Annotated in this window: 18 protein-coding genes; 12 read left to right on the top strand and 6 right to left on the bottom strand. The window is 50.4% G+C overall.

The annotated features are described in order from the left end of the window. Window positions 1-90 precede the first annotated feature (90 nt). The 3 genes from C233_RS0100100 to ahpF all read left to right on the top strand — a co-directional run bounded on the left by C233_RS0100100 (window position 91) and on the right by ahpF (window position 3458). Entirely contained in the window at window positions 91-1017 is a 927-nt protein-coding gene (locus C233_RS0100100; RefSeq protein ID WP_018665572.1) for a hydrogen peroxide-inducible genes activator, read from the top strand. A gap of 191 nt (window positions 1018-1208) precedes the next feature. Next, entirely contained in the window at window positions 1209-1775 is a 567-nt protein-coding gene (gene ahpC, locus C233_RS0100105; RefSeq protein WP_018665573.1) for an alkyl hydroperoxide reductase subunit C, read from the top strand. 123 nt (window positions 1776-1898) lie between these two features. Continuing rightward, window positions 1899-3458 (top strand): alkyl hydroperoxide reductase subunit F, encoded by a 1560-nt coding sequence (gene ahpF / locus C233_RS0100110; RefSeq protein ID WP_018665574.1) that lies wholly within the window; start codon window positions 1899-1901, stop codon window positions 3456-3458. 12 nt (window positions 3459-3470) lie between these two features. On the opposite strand, the gene C233_RS0100115 is transcribed toward ahpF, so the two are convergent. The 6 genes from C233_RS0100115 to C233_RS0100145 all read right to left on the bottom strand — a co-directional run bounded on the left by C233_RS0100115 (window position 3471) and on the right by C233_RS0100145 (window position 11728). Continuing rightward, a complete protein-coding gene (locus tag C233_RS0100115) occupies window positions 3471-5612 on the bottom strand; it encodes a S46 family peptidase (protein ID WP_018665575.1) in 2142 nt (713 codons plus the stop codon). Between the two features lie 44 nt (window positions 5613-5656). Further along, complete coding sequence (locus tag C233_RS0100120) at window positions 5657-7027, bottom strand: TIGR00341 family protein (RefSeq protein WP_018665576.1); 1371 nt, start codon at window positions 7025-7027, stop codon at window positions 5657-5659. 9 nt (window positions 7028-7036) lie between these two features. Beyond that, window positions 7037-8482, bottom strand: coding sequence for a polysaccharide biosynthesis C-terminal domain-containing protein (locus tag C233_RS0100125; protein ID WP_025068877.1), 1446 nt, complete (start codon window positions 8480-8482; stop codon window positions 7037-7039). A 71-nt stretch (window positions 8483-8553) separates the two neighbouring features. Beyond that, window positions 8554-9738, bottom strand: a complete 1185-nt coding sequence (locus C233_RS0100130) for a hypothetical protein (protein ID WP_128081928.1) — start codon at window positions 9736-9738, stop codon at window positions 8554-8556. A 45-nt stretch (window positions 9739-9783) separates the two neighbouring features. Then, window positions 9784-10818: a Holliday junction branch migration DNA helicase RuvB gene (gene ruvB / locus C233_RS0100135; protein ID WP_018665579.1), complete on the bottom strand. Its 1035-nt coding sequence runs from the start codon at window positions 10816-10818 to the stop codon at window positions 9784-9786. A 205-nt stretch (window positions 10819-11023) separates the two neighbouring features. Continuing rightward, window positions 11024-11728 (bottom strand): DNA alkylation repair protein, encoded by a 705-nt coding sequence (locus C233_RS0100145; protein ID WP_018665580.1) that lies wholly within the window; start codon window positions 11726-11728, stop codon window positions 11024-11026. A gap of 108 nt (window positions 11729-11836) precedes the next feature. Between C233_RS0100145 and C233_RS0100150 the strand changes: the two genes are divergently transcribed. The 9 genes from C233_RS0100150 (at window position 11837) to deoC (ending at window position 20682) form a co-directional block, all read left to right on the top strand. Then, entirely contained in the window at window positions 11837-13069 is a 1233-nt protein-coding gene (locus C233_RS0100150; RefSeq protein ID WP_018665581.1) for a nucleoside recognition domain-containing protein, read from the top strand. 325 nt (window positions 13070-13394) lie between these two features. Further along, complete coding sequence (gene ybeY / locus C233_RS0100155; protein WP_018665582.1) at window positions 13395-13808, top strand: rRNA maturation RNase YbeY; 414 nt, start codon at window positions 13395-13397, stop codon at window positions 13806-13808. Between the two features lie 41 nt (window positions 13809-13849). Next, window positions 13850-13984 carry a hypothetical protein gene (locus C233_RS24950; RefSeq protein ID WP_279615228.1) on the top strand — a complete coding sequence of 45 codons (135 nt, stop codon included), beginning with the start codon at window positions 13850-13852 and terminating at the stop codon, window positions 13982-13984. A gap of 515 nt (window positions 13985-14499) precedes the next feature. Further along, a complete protein-coding gene (gene mnmG, locus C233_RS0100165; protein WP_025068876.1) occupies window positions 14500-16374 on the top strand; it encodes a tRNA uridine-5-carboxymethylaminomethyl(34) synthesis enzyme MnmG in 1875 nt (624 codons plus the stop codon). Window positions 16375-16430: 56 nt separating this feature from the next. Then, on the top strand, window positions 16431-16955 hold the full coding sequence (locus C233_RS0100170; protein WP_018665584.1) for an adenine phosphoribosyltransferase: 525 nt from the start codon (window positions 16431-16433) through the stop codon (window positions 16953-16955). A gap of 72 nt (window positions 16956-17027) precedes the next feature. Beyond that, a complete protein-coding gene (gene uvrC / locus C233_RS0100175) occupies window positions 17028-18848 on the top strand; it encodes an excinuclease ABC subunit UvrC (protein WP_018665585.1) in 1821 nt (606 codons plus the stop codon). 154 nt (window positions 18849-19002) lie between these two features. After that, the gene (dtd, locus tag C233_RS0100180; RefSeq protein WP_018665586.1) at window positions 19003-19455 is read left to right on the top strand and encodes a D-aminoacyl-tRNA deacylase; all 453 of its coding nucleotides are present in this window, start codon (window positions 19003-19005) and stop codon (window positions 19453-19455) included. Beyond that, window positions 19455-19790, top strand: coding sequence for a nucleotide pyrophosphohydrolase (locus tag C233_RS0100185; protein WP_018665587.1), 336 nt, complete (start codon window positions 19455-19457; stop codon window positions 19788-19790). The genes dtd and C233_RS0100185 overlap by 1 nt, the downstream gene beginning before the upstream one ends. Next, window positions 19780-20682, top strand: coding sequence for a deoxyribose-phosphate aldolase (deoC, locus tag C233_RS0100190; RefSeq protein WP_018665588.1), 903 nt, complete (start codon window positions 19780-19782; stop codon window positions 20680-20682). The genes C233_RS0100185 and deoC overlap by 11 nt, the downstream gene beginning before the upstream one ends. Window positions 20683-20956 lie beyond the last annotated feature (274 nt).

The following is a 20956-nucleotide window of genomic DNA, read 5'->3' on the forward strand; positions in this document are numbered from 1 at the left end:
GATAGGCGGTAAACAGGTGCTTGTCAAACAGATAATTTCTATCTTTGCATAGAATGATTCTATATATAACCTTCAAAAGCCCTGTTTGCCATGACTTTACAACAACTGGAATACATACTTGCCGTAGACCGGTTCCGCCACTTCGCCAAAGCCGCCGAGTATTGCCGGGTAACGCAACCCACCCTGAGCGCCATGCTCCAGAAGTTGGAAGAGGAGCTGGATACCAAGATTTTCGACCGTAGCCAGCAACCCGTATGCCCCACTCCTATCGGCGTCCATATCATAGAACAAGCCCGGAATGTGTTGGTTCAAGCAAATCATATAAAAAACATTATAGAGGAAGAAAAGCATTCGCTCTGTGGAGTATTCAAGCTGGGTATCCTGCCCACCATAGCTCCTTACCTGCTTCCCCGCTTTTTTCCGCAACTGATGAAGAAGTACGCACAGCTCGATATCAGGGTGGCGGAGATGAAAACGGACGACATCAGGAAAGCGCTGCAAACCGGAGAGATAGATGCGGGCATCGTAGCCGGCCTGGCGGGTATGGAGGAATTCCGGCAAACACCCCTGTTCTACGAGCAGTTCTACGCTTATACGGCACGGGAAAGCGCTCTCTTTGCCAACGAAGTGATACGTACCTCCGACTTGGCGGGCGAACAGCTCTGGCTGTTGGACGAGGGGCATTGTTTCCGCGACCAGTTAGTGCGCTTCTGCCAGCTAAAGGCAGCCCGCGCCAGCCAGTTGGCCTACCGCCTGGGCAGTATGGAGACTTTTATGCGTATGGTGGAAAGCGGCAAGGGGATTACTTTTATCCCCGAACTCGCCGTGCTGCAACTGGACGACAGGCAGAAGGAGCTGGTACGCCCCTTCGCCATTCCCTGCCCCGCCCGGCAAATTATCATGCTGACCAACCGGAACTTTATCCGTCACACCTTACTGGAAACGGTTACCCGGGAGATAACGGCGGCAGTGCCCAAAGAGATGCTTTCCCTGAAGGCAACCCAGGTACTCGTATAGATTTTATCTATCGCTTCATAAAACTTTTCAATCGGATTTTTTGTTCTACCGGAGAAAAATGCTATATTTTTGCAACAGAAAAGCGAAAAAAGCGACACCATGGCATAATCGAGCAAGCTTGCTTCTGCATTCTGTCTGCACTTTTTTTGCATCGAGTAAAACAAAAAACAAACCCTTTAAAAAGTACAATTATGGAACCGATTATCAACTCTCAGCTCCCTGAATTCAAAGTTCAGGCTTTCCAGAACGGAAGCTTCAAGACAGTAACCAACGAAGATGTAAAAGGCAAATGGGCTATTTTCTTCTTCTATCCGGCAGACTTCACATTCGTATGTCCTACCGAGCTGGTAGACATTGCAGAAAAATACGACCAATTCCAGGCAATGGGTGTAGAGGTTTACTCTGTAAGTACAGACTCGCACTTCGTACATAAGGCATGGCACGATGCCTCCGAAAGTATCCGCAAGATTAAATATCCGATGCTGGCAGACCCCACAGGCGTACTGTGCCGCGCATTCGGCGTGATGATTGAGGAAGAAGGCATGGCTTACCGCGGCACGTTCCTCGTAAATCCCGAAGGCAAAATCAAGATTGCCGAAATACAGGACAACAACATCGGGCGCAATGCGGACGAACTGCTCCGCAAGGTAGAAGCCGCACAGTTCGTAGCCACTCACGACGGCGAGGTTTGTCCGGCAAAATGGAAGAAGGGCGGCGCAACCTTGAAGCCGAGCATCGACCTGGTCGGTAAGATTTAACCGCACTGCCACCGTACGGTAAAACAGCGTAAAGGCTATCCCCGTTTCTTCCCTGCGAACCGTAAAAGAAATGAGATAGCCTTTTTCCATATCACAATCCACACACCAAACAACCGCATCACCATGTTAGAAACAAGCATATTAGACCAGGTACGGGAGATATTCCGGCAACTGGAATCCCGTTACACCTTCCACATTACCTGCCGGCCGGCAGACGAGCAGGCACGCGAGCTGACCGATTTCCTGAACGACGTAGCAAGCTGTTCCGACAAGCTGTCCTGCCAACTGACCGAGACCGACGAGCCCCGGCTGGAATTCACCCTCCTGAAAGAGGGAAAGGAAACCGGCATAAAATTCCGCGCCATTCCGGGCGGACATGAGTTCAGCTCCCTGCTCCTCGCCGTGCTGAATGCCGATGAAAAGGGAAAAAACCTGCCCGACGAGGGTATCGCCCGCCGTATCAAGGCGCTGAAAACACCTATCCACCTGCAAACCTACGTATCGCTCACCTGTACCAACTGCCCGGACATCGTGCAGGCGTTGAACATCGTAGCGCTGCTGAATCCCGGAATTACCCACGACACGATAGACGGCGCCGTTTTCCAGGAAGAAGCGAATGCGTTGAAGATACAGGCCGTGCCGTCCGTTTATGCCAACGGGAAACTGCTCCATGTAGGCCGCGGCTCGCTGGGAGAGCTCCTGCAGAAGCTGGAAGATACTTTCGGCAGCTCGCCCCAGGAAGATGCAGCTCCCGTTTTAAGGGAGTTCGATACGCTGGTGTTGGGCGGAGGTCCTGCCGGAGCCTCGGCAGCCATTTATTCCGCCCGTAAAGGGCTGCGCGTCGCTATCATCGCCGAAAAGATAGGTGGGCAGGTAAAGGAGACTGTGGGCATCGAAAACCTTATCTCCGTGCCTCAGACCACCGGCGCACAACTTGCCGATGCGCTCCGGAGCCATATAGGGCATTATCCGGTAGAGATTTTCGAGAACCGGAAGATAGAGAAGGCGGAACTTCAAGGCAAAGAAAAGAAGATTTTTACCGGCGGCGGAGAAACGTTTGCAGCGCCCTCGGTAATCATCGCCACCGGCGCGAGCTGGCGTAAACTGAACGTAGAGGGCGAGGCGGAATACATCGGCCGCGGCGTGGCATTCTGCCCGCATTGCGACGGTCCTTTCTACCAGGGCAAGCACGTAGCCGTCATAGGCGGCGGCAACTCCGGCATAGAGGCTGCTATCGACCTGGCAGGCATCTGCAACCAGGTTACCGTTTTCGAGTTCGCGGATACGCTGAAAGCCGACCAAGTGCTGCAAGAAAAAGCTAAAAGCCTTCCCAACGTGGAGATATTCACTTCTTCGCAAACCACCCGAATCATAGGCAACGGTGAGAAAGTAACCGGCATCCGTATCAAAGACCGCATTACCGGCGAGGAGCGCGACTGCCCGCTGGACGGCATCTTCGTACAAATAGGTCTGGCAGCCAACAGCGCACCGTTCCGGGATGCGTTGGAAACGACGCCAGCCGGCGAAATCAAGACAGATGCGTTTTGCCGTACCGCCCTTCCGGGGGTTTATGCGGCAGGAGATGTATCGGACGTGCCGTACAAGCAAATCGTGATAGCCATGGGCGAAGGCGCCAAGGCGGCATTGTCCGCTTTCGACGACCGTATCAGGGGGATAGCATAACCGTAACCGGCTTTACCCGGCGGGGGCGATTTTCAGCTCCCGTATCAGGTTTCCCGCCTTCCCGTATTTCTCTATCATGAACAAGATGTAGCGCACATCCACCCCGATGCAGCGCTGCATCTTCGGTTCATAAAGGATATCGCTGCTCATGGCTTCCCAGTTGCCGTCGAAAGCCAGTCCGATGAGTTCGCCTTCGGCATTGAACATGGCACTGCCGGAGTTGCCGCCGGTAATGTCGTTATTCGAGATGAAGCAAACGTTCATTTCGCCCTTTTCACCGGCATATCTGCCGAAGTCGCGGGCGGAAAGCAAAGAAAGTATTTCCGGCTGTACCTCGAAATCCGTATCGCCTGCATGTGCCTTTACCTTCTCGAGAATACCTTTTGCCGTTGTATAATAGCTGTACTCGGCGCCGTCGGACGGAGTGTATCCGCATACCGTACCGAAGCTCAGGCGCATGGTGGAATTGGCATCCGGATAAAAGTTGCGCGACGAATACATCCTGCGCACGGCGGCATTCAGCAAGCGTTCATTGCGGGCGATGTTCACGGCGGGTTCCCTGGTCTGCATATTGATTTCGAACATCTTGCCAATCAGGTCGATACCCAGGCTTATGGCAGGGTCGTCATAGATATGGTAAGTGGTGTCCCGTTCCAGGAAACGCTTCAATCCGCGGGGAGTAGTCAGCTCCGAGCGGGCATACAGGCTGTCTACATACGCTCTGTCGTTGCCGCCGTACCGGACGGCAATCGTATCGTAGAACTCCGGCAAATAGGCGGAGCCGACCTTGGAGCGGTACACCTCGAGCATAGCCGTAAACACTTCCTTGTCTATTTCCAAATCCAGGTTGGCATACTTCTCCACAATCGCTTGCAGGTTGGCGACAACGGTTTTCTGCTCTCCCTCGAAATCAAAGTTCAGAATGGACAGCGCCAACTGTATCAGTTCCGGACCGTTCAGGAAGGCTTCGGCAAAATAAGCGAGTGCATGGTTGGCCTCGCGGGCGCTCTTATAATCCAGTTCCAGGTCGGGGAACAACTGCAACAGCTTTTCGCGCTCTCCGGGTGTCTGCTGTATCCAGCGGCGCAGCTCCTGCTCCATTGCACGTTTCTTTTCCAGGACATGCAGTTTCCGGATAGCCCGGTTCACCCCGATGCTGTTTTTCCAATAATTGGAGCTTTCATCGTACTTGGAAGCATATTTGATGCGGATACTGTCCCTCCGGTTCATTTCGCGCTTCCAGATAGCCTGCTTGATACCCCGGACATCTATTTGCGCCTGATTGTCACTGTTCATCATCTCCTCGATTCCGAACGAGGAAAGGTAACGTTCCGTCCTGCCCGGATATCCCAGCGTCATGCAAAAAGAGCCTTCCTTGTATCCGTCGAGGGAAATCGGCGCTACGTATTCGGGGCGATAAGGGACGTTTTCCGGCGAATAATCCGCCGGGCGGTTGTGCTTGTCGGCATAGATGCGAAATACGCAGAAATCGCCTGTATGACGCGGCCACACCCAATTATCCGTGTCCCAACCGAACTTCCCTACCGAGGAGGGCGGCGCAAACACCAGGCGGACGTCGTTGTAGTCGCGGTAAGTGGAGAGCCAGAACTCATTGCCGCCGTAGTAGGCGTCCACAATTCCCACCAGGGTGGAATCCTTGTGCGCCACTTCTTCGCTGATAGCGAACATTACGGAATCTACCGCGTTGGAACGCTCCGACTCGGTCATTTCCGGCTTCACCGCACCGAGCACCCGTTTCGTGACATTCTCCGTACGCAGCAGGAAACGGACGTAAAGTTCCGGATTGGGCAGCTCCTCGCTGCGGCTGTGCGCCACAAAGCCGTCTTTCAAGTAATCGTGCTCCACGGTAGAATGCTGCTGCACGCTGCTGAAACCGCAATGGTGGTTCGTAAACACCAGCCCGTCCTCCGACACGACCACTCCCGAGCAAAAACCGCCGAAGCTCACTACGGCATCCTTCAGCGAAGGGCGCCTGGCACTGTACAGTTTATCCGCCGGCAACCGCAAGCCGAGCTCTTTCATCGTGCGGCGCGTCTGCTTATTCAGGTTACCTAACATCCACATACCCTCGTCCGCCTGCACGGTTAAAGCGAAAAAACAACAAACAAGTATAGTTGCGAATCTCGATTTCATATCCTTTCTTCCTATCCGACTATCTGAAACTTATATCCTAAACATCACTCTGCAATCAGCCTCAACCGCCCGGAACCGGTACGCGCTTTCAGCCACTCGGTTATCTTCTCCCTTTCATCGGCATCCGGATGCTTGCCGAATTTCAGGACAGCGAGCGTAATGGTATCCACCCGCGCCGAATCGACCGTCATTTCAAGTGCATGCGAAATGGAAACGGACTCGACGGAGGGATAGAGCACCTTCAATTCGGGGATAATCTTTTTGCCCAATTCATCGAATTTCCGGTACTGCTCCAAATCTTTTTCCAACAGGGAGATTTGCTGTTGCTGCTCCACCAGGCGCTGCTCGCTGTTCTTGTAGAAATCTTCCATTACCATAGCCCGGATAGAGGAGATATCCACCGCCTCGTTGTTCATGCCCTGGAGGACGACGAGGCTGGTGTTGTCCAGCTTGTAATCCTTCATCTTGCTGCGGGCTATGGCGATAGAGGCTTCCGGAACCTCCTGCCCTATCAGGACTACGCGTATCTCGCGGCGGTTGCCCTCGTACTGGATTTTCTTATCCAGCACCTGCGTATTCTCGAATGCAAGCTGCTCGTTGACAAAACGGTTGGCGGCGCTTTCGAAAAGAGTATCCTGAATAATCCCCACCGTAAGGTACACCGCGGGGCACATCGTGAGGACGGCTATCAGTACGATATATTTCCGTACCTTCTTTTCACGGTTCTTGTCTACAAACTCCTTGCGCTGGAAGTGCATCACCCGCACGCCTACGAAGGTAGCCAGGCTGATAAACACCGAATTGATGAAATAGAGATAGAACGCACCGAGAAAATAAATCAGGTTGCCCGTTGCCAGCCCGTAACCTGCCGTACATAGCGGGGGCATCAACGCCGTGGCAATGGCGACGCCCGGAATCACATTGCCTTTCTCCTTCGTGGAGAGTGCCACCACACCTGCCAGGCCGCCCATTAATGCGATGAATACGTCGTAAATCGTGGGCGAGGTACGCGCCAGCAGCTCCGACTGCCCCTCGGCAACCGGGCTGACCAGGAAGAATACGGTAGCGGTCGTAACGCTGAACAGCGTGGTTATCAGGAAGCTTTTCAACGAGCGTTTCATCAGTTCGAAGTCGTTCAGCCCCACCGAAAGCCCCACGCCCATGATAGGCCCCATTAGCGGGGAAATAAGCATCGCACCGATAATGACGGCGGTAGAATTGACATTCAGCCCGAGCGACGCCATGAAGATAGCAAATATCAGAATCCACAGGTTGGCTCCCTTGAACTCGACGCCTTTCCGGATAGAGTCCACGGTTTCGAGTTCATTGTCTTTATCTTTACGCAAATCGAGGTACTCCTTAAGGAAATTCTTGATTGCGAACGTGTTTCTGTTGGTAGGAGCGGGTTGTTCCATAATATTAATTTATTTTCGGATAAAACGGTTGATAACAGGTATTTGGCTAAGCGGTAAGTCGCGCTTCACGATATAGGCGATAAACAGGAATAGCAGTAGGGTGCGGAAAGCCATGCGCAGCCACACATTATCTACCGGCACGCATTCCGCAACGGCATAAAGCACGGCGGCCAGCAGCACATATCCTCCGATTGCCTTCAAATCGTACTGAATGGGGTACTTCTTCCGGCCTACGAAATAGGAAAGCAGCATCGCGACGCCGTACCCCGTAAAGCCGGCCCATGCACACGCCATATAGCCGAACTTCGGAATCAGCAGGATATTCATCGCCACCAGGATAGAGCAGCCTATCAATGAGAAATAAGCGCCCCAGCGCGTTTCGTCGATTAGCTTATACCAGAAAGATAGGTTGAAATAAACTCCCATGAAGATTTCCGCAGCCATTACGACAGGCACGACCCGCAGCCCCGGCCAGTAATCACGCCCGATGATGTGGCGGAGGATATCCAGGTAGAACATCACTGCAAGGAATGCAACCAGCGTAAAGATGATAAAGAACTTCATAGCCTGCGCATACACCTGTTTATTGTCCTTGTCGCGGCTCTTGCCGAACACGAAAGGTTCGTAGGCATAACGGAAAGCCTGCGTCAGCATCGCCATTACCATTGCAATCTTGCTGGCGGCTCCGTAGATGCCGAGCTGTACGGCGGCCTCCGCCTCGTCGGGATAGACGAAGGGAAAGATAATCTTGTCCGCCACCTGGTTCAGGATGCCCGCAACGCCCAACACCAGCAGCGGCAGGCTGTAGGCAAGCATCCGTTTCAGTAGTTTCCTGTCCAGCACATAAGCGAAGCCGCGCAACTCGGGTATCATGCACAGCATGACGGTAGAGGTACATACGAGGTTGAAAAAGAAAGCATAGGCTACGTCGTCGCCTTTCATCCAGACATAATAAATAAGGTTCAGCACGATATTCAGGAAGATGAACAGCAGTTTGAGCGCCGCAAACTTAATAGGCCGCTTCTTATAACGCAGGTAGGCGAAAGGAATGCTCTGAACGGCATCCATTGCCACCACAATCATCATCATCCCCACATACCAGGGATGCTCCCCGTACTCTAGCCACCCGGCAATGGGTTGCAGGAACAGCAGCCCCAAAGCAAGAAATACCAGCGCACCGCTCCCCACGCTGAGCAAGGTGGTGGAGTACACGCGCATCGGGTCGTCCTCGCCCTTATTGGCAAAACGGAAAAAGCCCGTCTCCATGCCGCACGTCAACAGCACCAGCAGCAGAGCTACCCATGCATAAATATTGGTTACAACACCATAGCCGCCCGACTGCGCGGACAGCGCCATAGTATATACGGGCACTAACAGGTAGTTGAGAAAACGCCCCACAATACTGCTCAGCCCATAAATGGCAGTTTCTTTTGCCAATGATTTCAATCCAGCCACTTTATTCTTTATTTTATGGCAAGCAACAGACTACGGAAAAACCGGAGGAGCTTCCCGCAGCACGTAACTTGTCATTTATAAACTACTTTAAACGGAAGTACCTGAAATACTACTCCGGCAGCATTCACCAATTCCAGTTTATATTCTATCGCATGTCCTTTACCTGCCGCTGCCAGTTCATCGAGTACTGTCTGCGGAAGCAGCTCGTTTAAATAGATTTCACCTCTATTCAACCGGAAAAAGCGTACCTGCTTGCCGGTATCCACCACTGCCAACCCGGAGGGGTTATAGTGGCTCAATATACTGCCGTAATATTCTTTACGAGCCTTTGTTTCCATACGTGCAGACTTGTAATTCAGCACGTATCCGTCAGGGGCTACGAGCTCTTTGTTCTCATTAAGTGCCAGCTCCGTATAAGTAAAGTCATAGATATCCGTCCCTGTCGGCTCCAACTCCTCATCTGTGGAGAAAAGCCAAAATCTTCTGTGTTTCAATATATCGGATACGGTTATCGTAGCACTGCTTTTCAGTAGCTTTACGTTTACATGATTATCGTTACACGTAATGCTGCACGTTTCCTCATTCAAGGCTTTGACGATATACGCTCCGTTACTTTTCAATACATCAAATTCAAACGTTTTGCCATTGACGAATACACTTTCTCCGGTTACCGAAATTGCCAAATCTTTCACATCCGATAAATCTACCGGATAAGACTTTTGGCACTCTGCCAACTCTTGTTCCGCCATTCTTTTATAAGTGACATATCCGTAAATTTTGGTTCCGTCTGCGCGTACACCCAGATATTCCACAGCTTTTAGTAAATCCTTATCCACAGACAATATCTGCAATATCATGTGCTGATTATTAACAACTACACGATTTGCATCGATATATTCATATGCGGAAGTTATGAAGCCGTTGACAGGGTAGGCATCCATATGCATATACGTCTTGAGGGAGGCGGCACTCTCGAAATAATAATAAGAAGGGCTTGCCCCGTACAAACCGGCATAGTACTCCTCTTTCATACATTCGCCATCCTGCCCTATTTCGTGTGTGCTTACATGCTTCCAGCCGTACCCTACTACGGTTTCCTCGAAACGCTCTGCTGAAATAACGCTGGCAGACGGGTAATAACACTCTCCGTTCTCATTGAACTTAAACGTTAAAAAATCGTCGTCATTGCTGCAAGACGCATGAATCACCAATAAGAGAAGCATGCCCGACAGCCCCCGGAGACTAAAGTTTTTCATAATCAGTATGTATTTATTGTATAACCCAAATCTGCCACATCCCGTTCAATCATTGTCGAACAGCGTTTTCTGGCTATTGTAGAAGCTCCGTCCCAGATGCTTGTAAGCCAATTCCGTTACTTCGCGGCCGCGGGGGGTACGTTTCAGGAAACCTTCTTTTATCAGGAACGGCTCGTACACTTCCTCGATAGTGCCCGCATCCTCTCCCAAAGCTGTGGCAATCGTCGTAAGTCCTACCGGACCGCCCTTGAACTTATCGATAATGGTACAAAGTATCTTATTGTCTATCTCGTCCAGTCCGTACTTATCGATATTGAGCGCCTCGAGCGCAAAATCGGCTATTTCCGTATCGATGCTGCCCGAGCCTTTCACCTGTGCGAAGTCCCTCACCCGGCGCAACAGCGCGTTGGCAATACGCGGCGTACCCCGGCTGCGGGAAGCGATTTCGGCGGCAGCCCTCGCAGAGCACGGCACATCCAGGATACTCGCCGAACGGCGGATAATGCCGCTCAGCACATCGTCGTCATAGTATTCCAAATGGAGGTTGATACCGAAGCGTGCACGCAACGGAGCCGTCAGCAAACCGCTGCGGGTGGTGGCGCCCACCAGTGTAAAAGGATTCAAATCAATCTGTATGCTCCGCGCCGACGGGCCTTTGTCTATCATAATATCGATGCGGTAATCCTCCATAGCCGAATACAGGTATTCTTCCACCACGGGGCTCAACCGGTGTATCTCGTCGATAAAAAGCACATCGTTCGGTTCCAGGCTGGTGAGGACACCCGCCAGGTCGCCCGGCTTGTCGAGCACCGGACCGGAAGTAATCTTGAATCCCACTCCCAGCTCGTTGGCTATGATATTGGAAAGTGTAGTCTTTCCCAATCCGGGAGGGCCGTGGAGCAGCACATGGTCTAAAGCTTCTCCCCTGAGACGGGCGGCTTTCACGAAGATACGCAAATTATCGACTACCTTATCCTGCCCGCTGAAATCCTCGAAATTCAAGGGGCGGAGGGCGTTCTCGAAGTCGCGCTCTTTGCTGGTCAGTTGATGTTCGCGTATGTTAAAATCATCTTGTTCCATTGAAATCGGTATATATAGCCACAAAGATAATGCAAACTGAGAGCAGAATAAAATGAACTTGTTCATTTTTTATGCCGAGGTGCAGCTTATCTTCGCTTTTAGAGCAAAGATAATGCAAACCGAGAGCAGAATAAAATGAATTTATTCATTTTTTATATCGGGACGCCGCTTATCTTCGCTTTCGGACAAAGATAAAGAAATCTTTTCAACGTTTCATAAACTCCTTCCTTTCTTCTTCCGGGAATTTCTCGATAGCATACCGTAGCATGGTTCGCGGCATCGTCCTGCAATGTTTTTCGAGAAACTGCACCAGCAAATCCTTGTCCCGCTTTCCCATTTCGCGTAACATCCAGCCTACGGCTTTCCGCATCAAATCGTGCGGATGATGCAGCAAGCGTTCCGAAAGAGAGAGGATATCGATGAAATCGTGGTTTTTGATAAGCGTATAAGTAGACACCACTGCGATGCGCTGCTCCCAAAGCACCCCGCTGTCTGCCAGTCGGTAAAGGTGCTCGCGGGGTTTATCCTTTAAGTATTCCCCTACGATGCCCGGGGCGGACAGGTCTACCAAATCCCAGTTGTTGATACGCGCCGTCTGCGAGAGGTAGAAGTCATAAATGAGCTTTCTCTCCTTTTCACCGCTTTTTTTGAAACGCTCCACCAACATCAGCAAGGCACAGAGCCGGCATTCGTGCCACTGGCTCTGCAGAAGCTCCGCCATTACATCGAAAGGGGCGTCTTTATGCCGTTTCGCTACCGACCGGGTGTCCGGAACCACCACTCCCAGGAATTTATCGCCTTCGCCATACTGCCCCTTTCCCGTCTTGAAGAATTTGGGAAGATATTCCCTTTTCACCGGGTTTATATATTCCCTTATCTCCCGTTCTATCGCTTCTGCCTGCCGTTTCATATTCCTTATAGATTCGTTATCCGTTATGTAGTCCGACAAAAATAGCTATTTTTTCCACGCTAAATGGAAAGATATTCCTACTTTTGCAGGAAATCAACGTGTTATTTTATGGTTTTAAATTACATTTGGGTAGCATTTTTCGTAATCGCTTTCATTGTGGCACTCTGCAAGCTCCTGTTCACGGGAAATACGGAGATATTTACGGAACTCGTCAACTCCACATTCGACTCCTCCAAGACGGCGTTCGAGATATCGCTGGGACTGACCGGCATCCTCGCCCTATGGCTGGGTGTCATGAAAATCGGCGAGAACAGCGGCATGATTAATGCACTCTCCCGCTGGCTGAGCCCGGTATTCTGCCGTCTCTTTCCGGAGATACCCAAAGGACATCCCGCTATGGGTTCCATATTCATGAACCTCTCCGCCAATATGCTGGGGCTGGACAATGCCGCTACCCCCATGGGACTGAAAGCCATGAAAGAGCTCCAGGAACTCAATCCGAAGAAAGATACCGCCACCAATCCGATGATAATGTTTCTCGTGATGAATACTTCCGGATTGATACTGATACCCGTCAGCATCATGATGTACCGTTCGCAAATGGGCGCCGCGCAGCCTACGGATATTTTTATCCCTACGCTGATTACCACCGCTATCTCTACCATTGTGGGTGTAACCGCCGTCAGCATTGCGCAACGGATAAACCTGCTGAACAGGCCTATTCTTATCCTGATTGGCTGCATCAGCCTGTTCTTCTCCGGACTTATCTACCTGTTTACCCAAGTAAGCCGCGAAGAAATGGGCGTTTACTCCACGCTGGTTGCCAACATCGTACTGTTTTCTATCATCCTGCTTTTTATCCTATGGGGGTTGTGGAAAAAGATTAATGTGTACGATGCTTTTATAGAAGGCGCCAAAGAGGGGTTTACAACCGCAATACGTATCGTTCCCTACCTGGTGGCTTTTCTCGTTGGAATCGCCGTTTTCCGCACTTCGGGAGCAATGGATATTATCGTAGACGGCATCGGCTATGTCGTGGGGCTGTTCGGGGTGGATACCAGCTTCGTAGGCGCCCTGCCCACTGCGCTGATGAAGTCGCTGAGCGGCAGCGGAGCCAACGGACTGATGATTGATACGATGAAACAATACGGAGCGGACTCTTTCGTAGGTCGCATGAGTTGCGTAGCGCGCGGCGCTTCGGACACCACGTTCTACATTCTTGCCGTCTACTTCGGCAGCGTAGGCATCACGAAAACCCGCAACGCGGTTACCTGTGGTTTGATAGCGGACTTTTCCGGTATCATCGCTGCTATTATCATTAGTTATATGTTCTTTTTTTAAGAAGATGAACACAGAGGCACAGAGACACGGAGATAAAAAGACGGAGAGATAGAGATAAGGAGATAGGAAAATAAGAAAGTAAGAGGACAGGAAGATAAGAAAACAAAAGAACACAGAGAACAAGAGAACAAGAAGACAAAAAGACAAGAAGACAGAAAAACAAGAAAGCAGGAAGACAAGAAAGCAGGAAGACAAGAAAGCAGGAAGACAAGAAGATACGCCCCTCCTTCTCCCCCTTTCTCTCTCTCTTTTTCTCTCTTTCTTCTTCCTCCCTTCTCTGTGTCTCCGTGTCTCTGTGTTCGACACATATAAAAACCACAACAATATGATAAGCTATCACACAGACGGCGTTAAAATGCCTGCAATCAAGAAGCGCGAAACAACGGAATGGATTAAATCCGTTGCCGCCACTTATGGGAAAAGAATCGGTGAAATCGCCTATATTTTCTGCTCGGACGAGAAAATTCTCGAGGTGAACCGCCAATATCTCCAACACGATTACTATACGGACATCATCACCTTCGACTATTGCGAAGGAAACCGATTGAGCGGCGACCTTTTCATCAGTCTCGATACGGTACGTACCAATGCCGGACAATTTGCCGGTAACGATTACGAACGGGAGCTGTACCGGGTTATTATCCACGGCATCCTACACCTCTGCGGTATCAACGACAAAGGGCCAGGAGAACGGGAGATTATGGAAGACGCCGAAAACAAAGCGCTTGCCATGCGGTAGAAAGACCGTATCCCGGCAAATCGGACTGTATCTCCTCCGATATGTTTTTTGCATTATTCGTCAACACTCGTCACTCGCAGCCCTCTATCCCTTTGCTGGAAAGGGTTTGCGGGCGTGACGACAAGAGTGACGACAGTGTTGTGAAAGAAACGGTCGTCACGTTTACAATTCATTAACTAAATATAAATCAGTTTATTATCTAATAAAGGAATAAAACACAAACGGTTGCTTTTTATGCAAAAACCGATAGAAAAGCAACCGGTATATGGCATAACCAGGAAAAACACGCTATCGCCTTACCGTTTCTTCCCTGCTTTCCCAGTAGGGCATTCAGGATAAACACCGTACCCCTCCTTACATTTTCCCATTCTACCCGGTATATAATGCCCCTGTACCCCGCTGCTTTCTTCGTTTTCCAGTTGCGGGCTCTGCGGTTTTCAGTTGCGGGCTGTAGAGCCTGCAATTGGCAACCCTTCGTCCCGTAGTTGGAAAACGAAGAAAACAACGAAGCATACCTACATTTTACCCAGTAGAAAAAGGCATTTTGTACGATGCGGAAAGAGATTGTGCACAAAGGAAACGGAAGATTCGGAGCGGGACAATTCCTAAGAATTCACAAGGAAAAGAAAGAAACTGCGGCTACGAACTAACTTTTTAGTAACTTTGCATGGTTTTAAAAGAGATTGAACGAATGGAGTTTAAGTATGACGTTATTGTAATCGGCGCCGGACATGCCGGCTGCGAAGCCGCTGCCGCTGCCGCAAACCTGGGCTCGAGAACCTGCCTTATCACAATGGATATGAACAAGATAGGGCAAATGAGCTGCAACCCTGCCGTAGGCGGCATCGCCAAAGGACAGATTGTACGCGAGATAGATGCCTTAGGCGGATATATGGGGTTAGTGACCGACAAAACAGCCATCCAGTTCCGTATATTGAACCGTTCCAAGGGGCCCGCCATGTGGAGCCCGCGCGCGCAATGCGACCGCAACAAATTTATCTGGGCATGGCGCGAAATTCTGGAAAACACTCCCAACCTGCACATCTGGCAAGATACCGTATGCGAGCTCCTCGTTGAAAACGGCGAGGTAACCGGGCTTACCACCCTCTGGGGAGTGACTTTCCGCGCCAAGTGCGTGGTGCTGACTGCCGGCACTTTCCTCAACGGGCTGATGCACGTAGGACGTACCATGCTTCCGGGCGGACGCATGGCAGAACCGGCATCCTACCGGCTAACCGAGTCTATTGCCCGGCACGGCATTGCATACGGGCGGATGAAAACCGGTACACCGGTACGCATCGACGGACGGAGCGTGCATTACGAAGACATGGACATCCAGGACGGAGAAAACGACTTCCATAAGTTCTCTTTTATGGATAACGGCGTGCGCCACCTGAAACAACTGCCGTGCTGGACTTGCTTCACCAACGGGGAAGTACACCGCGTACTGCGCGAAGGCTTGCCCGATTCGCCCCTTTTCAACGGACAAATCCAGAGTATCGGCCCCCGGTATTGCCCCAGCATAGAAACTAAGATAGTGACCTTTCCCGACAAGGAACAGCACCAGCTTTTCCTGGAGCCGGAAGGCGAAACGACGCAGGAACTTTATCTGAACGGGTTCTCCTCTTCCCTGCCGTTGGATATACAAATCGAGGCGCTGAAAAAGATTCCGGCATTCCGCGACCTCGTAATCTACCGCCCCGGTTATGCCATAGAATACGACTTCTTCGACCCTACCCAGCTAAAACATACGTTGGAAACGAAGAAAATCAAAAACCTGTTCTTTGCCGGGCAAGTGAACGGAACGACCGGTTACGAAGAAGCCGCCGGGCAGGGAATCATTGCCGGCATTAACGCCCACATCAACTGCCACGGCGGCGAGCCTTTCACGCTTGCACGCGACGAGGCGTATATTGGCGTATTAATCGACGATTTGGTAACCAAAGGCGTAGACGAGCCATACCGTATGTTTACCTCGCGTGCGGAATACCGTATCCTGCTCCGCATGGACGATGCCGATATGAGGCTTACCGAAAGAGCCTGGAAACTGGGGTTGGCAAAGGACGACCGTTACGAATTATTGAAAAGCAAGCGCGAAGCCGTTACAAGCATCATTGAGTTTGCCCGGAATTATTCGATGAAGCCGGCATTAATCAATCCGGTATTGGAGCAGTTGGGCACTACTCCGCTCCGCCAGGGATGCAAACTGGTAGACTTGATAAACCGCCCGCAGGTAACGTTGGAGAATATGGCGGAACACGTCAGCGTATTCCGCCGTGAGCTGGATAAGATTACGGATAGAAAAAAGGAGATTATCGAAGCGGCGGAAATTCTTATCAAGTACGAGGGTTACATCGGACGCGAGCGGATTATAGCGGACAAGCTGGCACGGCTGGAAAGTATAAAGATTAAAGGAAGGTTCGACTATAATTCCATTCAGTCTCTTTCTACCGAAGCACGCCAGAAGTTAGTCCGGGTAGACCCGGAAACGATAGCCCAGGCAAGCCGTATTCCGGGAGTATCGCCGAGCGACATCAACGTATTGCTGGTGCTTTGCGGACGGTAAAGGCCAACGTTCCACGTGAAACAAAAAATTCAATAAACGCATTAAACAAACTGATTATGAGCAAAGAGACACTTGCCAAGAGTATTCGGGAAATTCCCGATTTTCCAATCCCCGGAATCTTATTCTACGATGTAACTACCCTCTTTAAAAATCCGGCAGCGCTGCAAGAGCTTTCGGACACCCTGTACGAAATGTACAAGGACAAAGGGATAACCAAAGTGGTGGGCATAGAATCCAGAGGTTTCATCATGGGACCTATTCTTGCCACCCGTTTAGGCGCCGGTTTCGTTCCTATACGCAAGCCCGGGAAGTTGCCGGCAGAGACTATTGAAGAAAGCTACGACAAAGAGTATGGCAAAGATACAGTGCAAATCCATAAGGATGCTATCGGTACGGACGATGTAGTATTGCTGCACGACGACCTGCTGGCTACGGGCGGAACGATGAAGGCGGCATGCAAGCTGGTAAAGAAGATGAACCCGGCGAAAGTGTATGTAAACTTCATCATAGAGCTGAAAGACCTGCACGGTAAGGATGTGTTCGACAAAGACGTAGATGTAAAGTCGGTATTGGAGCTATAACAAGCGGTAGGGTTATTTAAAGCAACAAGGTTATTTAAAACGGCAGTACTTCATTTATCGCCCTTTTACCATATGGAAGAACTGAAAACTAACGATTATCTAAAGGGTATCGTCCTGAACCTTCCCGAAAGTCCCGGCATTTATCAGTACTTGAATGCCGAAGGAACGATTATATATGTAGGGAAGGCGAAGAACCTGAAACGCCGGGTATCCTCCTACTTCAACAGGGAGCACGAGCCGGGAAAAACGCGTGTGCTGGTAAGTAAGATTGCCGATATCCGGTATATCGTGGTCAATACCGAGGAGGATGCCTTGTTGCTGGAAAACAACCTTATCAAGAAATACAAGCCCCGCTATAATGTATTGCTGAAAGACGACAAGACTTATCCGTCTATCTGCGTGCAGAACGAGTATTTTCCGCGTGTATTCAAGACGCGCAAAATCATACGCAACGGTTCTTCCTACTACGGGCCGTACAGCCATATTCCGTCCATGTATGCGCTCCTCGACCTTATCAAGCACTTATATCCGCTGCGTACCTGCAACCTGAACCTTTCTCCGGAGAATATCCGGGCGGGGAAGTTCAATGTATGCCTGGAATATCATATCAAGAACTGCGCAGGTCCCTGCGTCGGCAGGCAGAGCCAGGAGGAGTACCTGCAAAACATCGCTGAAATCAAGGAAATCCTCAAAGGCAATACCCAGGAGGTAGGACGGATGCTGTACCGGCAGATGCAGGAGCTCGCTGCCGAAATGAAGTTCGAGGAGGCGCAGAAAATCAAGGAGAAGTACTTGCTGTTAGAGAATTACCGCTCCAAGTCGGAGGTGGTAAGCAATGTGCTGCACAACATCGACGTGTTCTCTATCGAGGAAGACAGCGATGAAAAGTCTACTTTCGTTAACTACCTGCACATTACGAACGGAGCCGTTAACCAGGCTTTCACGTTCGAATACAAGAAGCGGCTGAACGAGACGAAGGAGGAACTGCTCGCACTGGGCATCATCGAAATGCGCGAACGGTACAAGAGCCTTTCCCGCGAAATCATCGTGCCTTTCGAGCTGGATATGGAGCTTAAGAATGTGGTGTTCACTATTCCGCAACGCGGCGACAAGAAGAAGCTGCTGGAACTGTCTATCCTCAACGTAAAGCAGTACAAGGCAGACCGGCTGAAGCAGACGGAGAAGCTCAACCCGGAACAGCGTACGGTACGTCTCCTGAAAGAAATTCAGCAGGAGTTGCATCTCGACCGGCTACCCATGCGGATAGAGTGTTTCGACAACTCCAACATCCAGGGTTCGGACCCCGTTGCAGCATGCGTAGTTTTCATCAAGGGGAAGCCTGCCAAGAAAGAGTACCGGAAGTACAATATCAAGACCGTAGAGGGACCGGACGACTATGCCTCTATGAAAGAGGTCGTAAGACGGCGTTATCAGCGCGCTGTCGAGGAGAACGTCCCCCTGCCCGACCTCCTTATTACCGACGGTGGAAAGGGGCAAATGAGCGCCGTAAAAGAGGTTATAGACGAGTTGGGGCTCGACATTCCCATTGCCGGCCTTGCCAAAGACGGCAAGCACCGTACATCGGAGCTGCTATACGGCTTTCCGCCCCGAACAATCGGGCTGAAACAGAATTCGCCCCTTTTCCGCCTGCTGACGCAAATCCAGGACGAGGTACACAGATTTGCCATTACCTTCCACCGCGACAAGCGCAGCAAACGGCAGGTAGCCTCGGCTCTGGATGAGATAAAAGGAATCGGGGAAAAGACGAAAAGCGCCCTGCTGAAAGAGTTCAAAAGCGTAAAACGTATCAAAGAGGCATCTGCGGAAGATATTGCCAGGGTGGTAGGCGAAGCCAAAACGAAAATCATAAAAGACTATTTTACAGATAAATAGGTTTGCATTTCAGAGTGTAACGGGAGTGTTTTCTTAGGATATTCCCTACTCCGCCCTGCATGTCAGGCAGTACAAATTCCTGTCCCGCACCGTGGCAATCACGAATTTATTCGTAACTTTGCAGTCTACGAGATTAACTTTTTAGGATAAAAGCATGAGAGTAGTCATACAACGTACCGGCCATGCATCGGTTACTATCGACGGCGCTTGCAAGTCTGCCATTGGAAGAGGACTTATGATATTGGTGGGCATAGAGGAAACGGACGGAAAGGAGGACATCGACTGGTTGTGTAAGAAGATTGTCAACCTGCGTGTTTTCGACGACGAGAATGGTGTGATGAACAAATCCGTACTCGACATCGACGGTGAGATACTGGTAGTCAGCCAGTTCACGCTGCACGCATCTACCAGGAAAGGTAACCGCCCCTCTTACATCCGGGCGGCAAAACCGGAAATATCCGTTCCGCTGTACGAACAATTCTGCAAAGAATTGAGTTTAGCATTGGGTAAGGAGATAGGAACCGGTGAATTCGGCGCCGACATGAAAGTGGAATTATTGAACGATGGTCCCGTAACCATTTGTATAGATACGAAAAACAAGGAATAATGACGTTAAAAGAAGCACAGAAAGAGGTGGACTCCTGGATTAAACAGTATGGAGTACGTTACTTTAGCGAGCTTACCAATATGGCGGTATTGACCGAAGAAGTAGGTGAGCTGGCACGGGTCATGGCACGCAAATACGGCGACCAGTCTTTCAAGGAAGGAGAGAAAGATAATATCGAAGAAGAAATAGCTGATGTCCTTTGGGTACTTCTCTGCATCGCAAACCAAACCGGGGTCGATATGACCGAGGCTTTTGCACGCAGCATGGAGAAGAAAACCAAACGCGACCAGGCAAGACATATCAATAACCCTAAATTATCCGGTCATGGAGAATAACGAATCTACACAGAGCAAATACGATGCTGCTCTGGCAAAGTACAACACCAACCTGAACGATACGGAAGTAGCTGCGGAAGTAGCCAGGATTATCGCGGAGAAAGTGCCTGCAAACAATACTCCGGAGGTAAAGAAATTCCTTTTCAACTGCATCGACCTTACCACGCTCAACAGCACGGACAGCGATGAAAGTGTCATGAAGTTCACCCAAAAGGTAAACCGGTTCGATGAAGAATTTCCCGACCTGAAGAATGTGGCGGCTATCTGCGTATATCCCAACTTTGCCGAAGTGGTAAAGGATACATTGGAGGTGGAAAACGTAAAAATAGCCTGTGTATCGGCAGGTTTCCCCTCGTCCCAGACTTTCATCGAAGTAAAGGTGGCCGAAACTGCCATGGCTCTCATGGAGGGCGCCGACGAGATAGATATCGTGATTTCCGTAGGGAAGTTCCTGAGCGGGGATTACGAAACCATGTGCGACGAGATACAGGAGTTGAAGGCTACTTGCAAGGAGCATCACCTGAAAGTAATTCTGGAAACCGGAGCTTTGAAAACAGCCGCCAACATCAAGAAAGCCTCTATCCTATCCATGTATGCCGGAGCCGATTTCATCAAGACTTCCACCGGAAAGCAGCAGCCTGCCGCCACTCCGGAAGCGGCATATGTAATGTGCCAGGCTATCAAGGAGTATCATGCGCTGACGGGCAATAAGGTGGGCTTCAAACCGGCAGGTGGCATCAACTGCGTAAACGATGCACTGGTTTACTATACCATTGTAAAAGAGGTGCTCGGCGAAGAATGGTTGAACAATGAGCTGTTCCGCCTGGGAACCAGCCGTTTGGCAAACCTCCTGCTCTCGGAAATCAAAGGGGAGGAAATGAAGTTCTTCTAAGGGATGAAAATACTTGTAAGGAGCGGAGTGCTTGTTAAGGAATAGAATACCTTTAGGGAGTAAAGCTCTTATAAAGAATGGAATGCCTGTAAGAAGCGGAATTCTCCCAAGGAATAGAATACTTGTAAGGAGCGAAACTTTTTTAAGGAACGAAATGCTTGTAAGGGGCAGAGTTCTTTTAAGGAATAGAGTACCTTTAAGGAGCGAAGCTCTTATAAGAAATGATGTTACTTAAGGAGCACCCTCAATAAAAACAGCCCGGCAGGTGAAATTT

The sequence above is a fragment of the Bacteroides gallinarum DSM 18171 = JCM 13658 genome, assembly GCF_000374365.1.
In the GTDB taxonomy this organism is placed as follows: domain Bacteria; phylum Bacteroidota; class Bacteroidia; order Bacteroidales; family Bacteroidaceae; genus Bacteroides; species Bacteroides gallinarum.